Source organism: Nostoc sp. 106C (genome assembly GCF_002154725.1).
GTDB lineage: Bacteria > Cyanobacteriota > Cyanobacteriia > Cyanobacteriales > Nostocaceae > Aulosira.
The window spans coordinates 146,300-153,103 of record NZ_MTAW01000145.1; the positions used below are offsets into that span (position 1 = coordinate 146,300).

General features: G+C 39.3%; 6 protein-coding genes. 3 read left to right on the forward strand and 3 right to left on the reverse strand.

Translation table 11 applies throughout. The features are described 5' to 3' along the window. Positions 1 to 340 precede the first annotated feature (340 nt). Positions 341 to 2,143 carry a proline--tRNA ligase gene (locus BV375_RS22740; protein WP_086764516.1) on the reverse strand — a complete coding sequence of 601 codons (1,803 nt, stop codon included), beginning with the start codon at positions 2,141 to 2,143 and terminating at the stop codon, positions 341 to 343. A gap of 296 nt (positions 2,144 to 2,439) precedes the next feature. Here BV375_RS22740 and BV375_RS22745 point away from each other — a divergent pair, with 296 nt between their 5' ends. The 3 genes from BV375_RS22745 (at position 2,440) to BV375_RS22755 (ending at position 5,896) form a co-directional block, all read left to right on the forward strand. Next, a complete protein-coding gene (locus BV375_RS22745) occupies positions 2,440 to 3,846 on the forward strand; it encodes a 1-acyl-sn-glycerol-3-phosphate acyltransferase (RefSeq protein ID WP_086764518.1) in 1,407 nt (468 codons plus the stop codon). Between the two features lie 48 nt (positions 3,847 to 3,894). Next, a complete protein-coding gene (locus tag BV375_RS22750; RefSeq protein ID WP_086764521.1) occupies positions 3,895 to 4,686 on the forward strand; it encodes an Rpn family recombination-promoting nuclease/putative transposase in 792 nt (263 codons plus the stop codon). A gap of 115 nt (positions 4,687 to 4,801) precedes the next feature. After that, positions 4,802 to 5,896, forward strand: coding sequence for an SMI1/KNR4 family protein (locus tag BV375_RS22755; RefSeq protein ID WP_086764524.1), 1,095 nt, complete (start codon positions 4,802 to 4,804; stop codon positions 5,894 to 5,896). Positions 5,897 to 6,084: 188 nt separating this feature from the next. Here BV375_RS22755 and BV375_RS22760 read toward each other — a convergent pair whose 3' ends face one another. Together BV375_RS22760 and BV375_RS22765 are read right to left on the reverse strand one after the other, a co-directional pair. Beyond that, positions 6,085 to 6,345, reverse strand: a complete 261-nt coding sequence (locus BV375_RS22760; protein WP_086764527.1) for a type II toxin-antitoxin system RelE/ParE family toxin — start codon at positions 6,343 to 6,345, stop codon at positions 6,085 to 6,087. Further along, positions 6,342 to 6,590 carry a hypothetical protein gene (locus BV375_RS22765; protein WP_086764529.1) on the reverse strand — a complete coding sequence of 83 codons (249 nt, stop codon included), beginning with the start codon at positions 6,588 to 6,590 and terminating at the stop codon, positions 6,342 to 6,344. The genes BV375_RS22760 and BV375_RS22765 overlap by 4 nt, the downstream gene beginning before the upstream one ends. Positions 6,591 to 6,804: the final 214 nt, after the last annotated feature.

The window sequence follows — 6,804 nt, forward strand, 5'->3', positions numbered from 1 at the left end:
AGATGGTCTTTGTGGGAAGAGCAGCCTGATTAAGGACGATACTTATAAATGAAGAGTTTCCAAACACTTAGAGTATGGCTATTTATAACAACAATGCCGCCATGTCTCTTTCCGCAGGGACTACTTTTAATTTTAGATTCGTACTTCTAGTCCGTCACCTGTCCAATTATGTAAATCTCATCGTTTATTGAGTTAATCTACAATCTCGAGGCAGGATGGCTGTTGAGTAGAATACTGATAAATTAACAGTTAGGGTAGACGCACCAAATCAAGATACACAGAGACGCAAAGTGATTTTTTAATAAATTTCATCTGCGCCCTTGTGCGTTGAATTATTAACTTATATCGCGGCTGTAATCCACTGTTTGATTGTACTTGTCACTTCATTAATGTCAATTTCTTGAGATTGACGAGTTGCTCTTACTACAACTTCTACCTTGCCGTTAGCGATCGCTCTTCCCGTAACTATTCTGTAGGGTATACCAATCAAATCAGCATCTTTGAATTTTACTCCTGCTCTTTCATCGCGGTCATCAAGTAAAGTTTCAATTCCAGCTTGATTGAGTTCACTGTAGAGTTTTTCGGCGATTTGCACTTGTTGGGCATCTTTAATGTTAGGAATTGTGACAATGGCGTGATAAGGTGCGATCGCTACTGGCCAAATGATCCCATCTTTATCGTAGGATTGCTCTACAGCTGATTGTGCTAATCGCGATACGCCCACGCCATAACAACCCATGACCAAAGGTTTTTCTTCTCCCTGTTCATTGGTATAAGTTGCACCCATCGCTACAGAATACTTTGTGCCCAATTGGAAAATGTGTCCTACCTCAATTCCACGGGCACTTTTTAAAGTTTGTTCTGGGTTATGGATGGCGCGATCGCCTGGTCTAGCTTTACGAATATCTACCACTAACTCAGGTAATTTAAATTGCTCGCCCCAATTAGCCCCAACTACGTGATAGCCAGTTTCGTTTGCTCCTGTCACGAAGTTCTTTAAATCAACAGCTGTTTTATCGACAAATCGCAAAAACTTCGGATTTACCTGTTTATCGCCCTTAATATACTCATCTGCGATATCAGGCGCAATATAGCCTAAAGGCAAAGATTTTGCTGCCCATGTACCTTGTGTTTCGGCACTAGGTACATTCAAGGCAATAATAGTTTTAGCACCATAATTAACAGCTAACCTGGTCAATTCATTTTGCAATTTGACCTCGTTAACTTCCTGATCCCCTCTAATACTCACCAAAACCAACACTGTAGTGCCATTGTCATAAACTGTCTGGTAAAGAACATTCTTCAGCACTTGGGTGGAAGAACATTTGAGGAAGTTACAGACTGTTTCAATGGTGTCTGTTCCTGGTGTATTGCGTTTCTCATAAGTTGTAAACTCTGAGGTTGCGGCATCAGCTGGTAAAGAAACAGCTTTTTCGACATTGGCAGCGTATTTGCCATCTTCGGTGTAGAGAACTTCGTCTTCTCCGGCTTCTGCCAATACCATAAATTCTGTTGAACCAGAACCGCCAATAGCACCAGAATCAGCTTCAACTGCACGGAAAGCTAACCCAGAACGCCGCAGCATATTGCTGTAAGCCTGGTACATATCCTGGTAAGTGGCTTTAAGACTTTCTTCATCGACATGGAAGGAGTAGCCGTCCTTCATAATGAATTCCCGTCCGCGCATCAAACCAAAGCGGGGACGAATTTCATCACGGAATTTTGTTTGAATTTGGTAGAGATGTAGCGGTAGCTGACGGTAAGAGCGAATCATATCACGCGCGATCGTCGTGATGACTTCCTCATGAGTCGGCCCTAATCCTAATTGTTGCTCTCGACGGTCGATGAGGGAAAACATAATACCCTCAGCTTTCGTGTAAGTATCCCAGCGTCCTGATTCTTTCCATAACTCCGCAGGTTGTAATTGCGGTAACAAACATTCTTGTGCACCTGTGGCGTTCATTTCTTCGCGGACAATTTGGGAAACTTTTTGCAATCCCCGCCACATCAATGGCAAATAAGCATACACTCCACTACCGATGCGACGAATATAACCTGCACGCAGTAATAATTTATGACTGGGAATTTCCGCATCAGCTGGATCATCCCTCAGTGTAACGAATAACATTTGTGACAGTCGCATCGTTTATTCCCTTTCTCGAATTACTAATGAATTATGAATGATGAAGTATGAATTATGAAGTATAAAGTGTTATTCATTTAAATTTTTTACTACGCTTTGCGTATCATTTGTCATTGGTCATTTGTCCTTTGTCATTTGTTATTTCTCCGCTTCCCCCTTCGGGTTCAACAGTCGCCTATGGAGGGAAATCCTCCCGCAGCGCTTATTCACTGCGTCCCCTTCTCTCATCTCTTTTATCCTTTTTCATTGCTACCGCCTTTTGCCTTTTTTACCGCAACTAATAGGAGAAAACTACCTTGTCTAACGGAATTTACCAAGCACAACCTCCTCTAGAATTTATTCCTCCGAGGTTTAACCCCTTATTACTTCAATTGACGCACCTGTTACTACCAAGCTGGATCAACTGGAAAACGGCGATTACTCACATTGAAGCTGACAACGTAGAAATTCTAGCGGATCTTTATCATCAGTTTCAGGAAGGTAAGACCAGGTTTTTGCTAGCATTTCGCCATCCAAAAACGGAAGATCCACTTTGTTTAGGGTACTTGCTTTCGCAACTCCTGCCCAAGGTAGCACGAGAACAGGGCATAAAAATTGAACCTCCAATTCATGCTCATTTTATCTACGATCGCGGCATTCCTCTATGGGCAGGTAACCACATCGGCTGGCTGGCTTCACATTTAGGTGGGACTCCCATTCAGCGCGGGAAAGCTGACTGGAATGGTTTGCGTTCGGCGCGTGACTTATTTGCTAATGGGAAATTCCCGATGGCTGCTGCGCCAGAGGGGGCCACCAATGGTTTGTCGGAGATTATGAGTCCCCTAGAACCAGGGATTGCCCAATTAGGCTTTTGGTGTGCTGAAGATTTGCACAAAGCAGGACGCTTAGAACAGGTTTTAATTGTACCAGTTGGGATTAAATATAGTTACGTTGCTGCTCCTTGGGGTGCGATCGCACAACTTTTAAGTGAATTAGAAGTGGCTAGCGGTTTACCTGTAAATCCATCAGAAAATGGCAATAGTGCCACAATCGAGTCCCTTTATCCACGATTGTTGACTTTGGCGGAACGTTTATTGACGTTGATGGAACAGTTTTACACAAAGTTTTATCATCAAAAGCTGCCAGAGATTATTTTGACATCAGAAGAAACAAGCGATCGCAACCAAGCATTAACAGCACGCTTGCAAGCATTGATGCACATAGCATTACAAATGTCAGAGCAGTATTTTGACTTAGCACCTAAGGGCGCTTGGAACGATCGTTGCCGGCGGGTAGAGCAAGCAGGCTGGAATTATATCTTTAGAGAAGAGTTTAAGGATATCAAAGCATTATCTCCCATAGAACACGCTTTAGGCGATCGCGTTGCGGAAGAAGCAAACCGCCGAATGTGGCACATGCGCTTAGTAGAAAGTTTTGTTGCTGTTTCTGGTAGCTATATTAAAGCCAAACCCACAGCAGAAAGGTTTGCTGAGACAACCTTGCTTTTGAGGGACATGGTAAATAAAATTCAAGGCACTAATAGCCTATTGCACCGTCCGCAATTGGGTAAGCAACAGGTAAAAATCAGCATTGGTGAGCCAATCTCTGTTTCTGAACGCTATCCAGTTTATAAAGCTAATCGCTTAGGTGCGAAACAAGCCGTAACTGAATTGACCAATGATTTACAGCACGCAATGGAGGATTTGATTGCGAAGGAAGAATAACGATAAGCTGCACCATTACATTCTAAAAATTGTTTACATAAACTAAGAGTGAAAACCGACAGCATCTTTTATCGCCTATTTCAAGAGGTTCCCAGTATTTTCTTTGAACTTATTGGCAACCCACCCGAAACCGCTAACATCTATCAATTCTCTTCAGTTGAAATCAAGCAAACAGCTTTTAGAATTGATGGTGTTTTTCTTCCCACTCAAGGTAATAATAATCCAATTTATTTTGTCGAAGTCCAATTTCAACAAGACGCAGATATTTACTCACGTGTAGTTTCTGAAATATTTTTATATTTGCGGCAGAATAAATCTAAACATACTTGGCGAGGAGTAATTATTTATCCCAGCAGAAGTATTGATATAGGAGACATTAAAGATTGTCACGAATTCTTTTCCAGCCAGCGTCTGACACGCATTTATTTGGATGAATTAGGTGAAGTAGCATCACTACCCATAGGTATTGCTACTATGAAATTGATCGTTGAGGATGAAGATACAGCAATTACCACTGCAAGAGAGTTAATCAACCGCACTAAGCAAGCTGTAAGCTTACAATTGCCACAGCAGCAGTTACTAGCATTAATAGAAACTATTTTGGTTTATAAATTTCCGCAAATGAGTCGAGAGGAGATAGAAGCAATGTTTGGCTTAAATGAGTTAAAACAAACGCGAGTTTATCAAGAAGCAAGAGAAGAAGGTAAACAAGAAGCAAAATTAGAAGTTGCACCTAGACTTTTAGCATTAGGGTTAACTGTGGAACAAATAGCACAGGCTTTGGAGTTAAATGTTGCACAAGTGCAGCAAGTAGTACAGCAATCATCCTCGAATGAATAGCAAAGCGATCGCAGCATTTTGTATCTATGAACAAAATTACTATATCTCACCTTGATAATGACATGAAATCTCGTCTACAAAAATGCGCCAAAAAACTTAGTCGTAAATAAATTTGATGTCAGTCCTTACAGAAACTGTAGAAAGAATTTTTAAGCATCTGCAACAACATAGAGCAGAGATAGCTGCACTTCTTCAACCAGGATTAACAATTGAAGAAATTCAATCTCAAATTAAAAATTTACCTTTTTGTTTACCACAAGAAGTTTATGAACTTTACCAGTGGCGTAATGGTATAGATTATTCAAATATTTCAAAAATTGAAAATTTCCATTTTGATATCAGTTTTATTCCTGGACTTGACTTTCTACCTTTGGAAGAAGCGATAGAATCTTCTAAAGAAATTGAGGAATTTAGAGATAAATATACTTCACCAGAGGAAGAGAACTGCCATAAACTGTGGTTTCCAATTTTCAGTTCTGATGATTTAGAGTACCTAATTCTTTTTGGCGATTCGGTGAGTAGTCAAGATTCACCTATAATGCATTGTCATTTAGGAGATGGAAGTTTACCTCAAGTTAAATATCCTAATCTGACAACTTTCATGATGGTAGTAGCAGAATGCTATGAAACAAATGCTTATTATATTGTTGAACAGTCTAAGTATAATTATCTTAGTTCATATTTAGCAGAAGACGTAAAAAAAGTTGCTGAAATTGAACGTAAGTATTTGTCTGAACAATTAGAGGTAGTATTAAAAGCATTATCTCAACCCAGAGCTTTACTGGAAAACAAGATATTTGATATTTTACATCGCTTTAAAGATCCAAGATTTATAGAACCAATGATTTATGCTCTTCATCTACCTTTATATGAAGTAAATAATGAAGAAGAAAATATATTAATTCGTATAAGAGCAGCTATAATTCTTGGAGAAATTGGAGATTTGAGAGCAGTCGAGCCTCTTATGAGAGCATTAGAATCCCGGCTGAAACAAGACCGTGGATACTCTGTTGCAAATAAAACAGCAGAGGCACTTAGAAAATTAGGAGATCCCAGAGCTATTAAATCATTGAAACTATTTTTGCAAAATAATAAACAGATTCTTCCAACTTTTATACCATCGCCTTCATGGCTCGAGCGAATTGCTCTTCAAGAAGCGCGAGAGGAAGCAAAATGGGCAATCAAAGAACTAGAAAAGAAAAATTCTTAATACTAAGATAAATGTATATATTTAAAAAATACAGGAATGCAAAGTTATTTGCATATTAGACTTTATATAAGGAAAATAGGCGGACTGGGAACCGACTCTTTCCACCTGTAAAATTTGCTTACCAAATATGTTTGCTTGGACTTAAGTTAAGTGATATTCTAACAGAGATGCGATCGCAAATTTACAAACTATTTTCTATAAACATCTTTCCGATGTTTGCACTGCAAAAGTCGCACAAGTTGACTTTCATCATCAATTTCATAGCGAACTCTATAATCACCAATCCGGATACGATATTCGTTATCAGAGCCTTTTAATTTCACAACTCCATCAGGACGCGGTTCATCTGCAAGATTTTGTATTTTCTCAATAACGCGTTCTCTTACATCGTTAGGTAAGTCGTCAATCTGCTTTTGCACCGACTTTGAAATCACAACAGTGAGTTTCATGATGCTTGATCTGATCGATTCTTGATATACTCATCCATAGCCATGTACTCGCCAAATGCATACTCATCGCGAACTGCTTGAATTTCTGCTTGTGTTTCTATATCGTCTTCATAAAGCGCTTCCTCCGCTTCAAAAATTTGTTGCTCAATTATATCTTGCAGTTGCCGTTTCTCTTCTAAATTAAGGGAAGATATCGCTTGTGCTAAAACTTCCAAGGATAGTTGTACTTTAACAATAGCTGGCATTGTTTTCAAATGTTTTTATAATTTTTCATTTTCTTATAGCAATCTTATGGAATGGAGACAAATTTATAGAGTGTCTACTAATGGATAATTTAGATGAAAGAGGATTTAGGAATGATTTATGACTGCTATATACTTCTCGATTATAGCGTGTATACATGCTATAGCAATCCGGAATCATTTGTGAGAAAATACTGAAGCGAGATTAAAGTAATTT

Excerpts from the sequence above, each read along its gene's own strand:
- BV375_RS22760 (WP_086764527.1), bottom strand. The coding sequence starts at position 6,345 with ATGAAACTCACTGTTGTGATTTCAAAGTCGGTGCAAAAGCAGATTGAC.
- BV375_RS22765 (WP_086764529.1), bottom strand. The coding sequence starts at position 6,590 with ATGCCAGCTATTGTTAAAGTACAACTATCCTTGGAAGTTTTAGCACAA.
- BV375_RS22740 (WP_086764516.1), bottom strand. The coding sequence starts at position 2,143 with ATGCGACTGTCACAAATGTTATTCGTTACACTGAGGGATGATCCAGCT.
- BV375_RS22755 (WP_086764524.1), top strand. The coding sequence starts at position 4,802 with ATGTCAGTCCTTACAGAAACTGTAGAAAGAATTTTTAAGCATCTGCAA.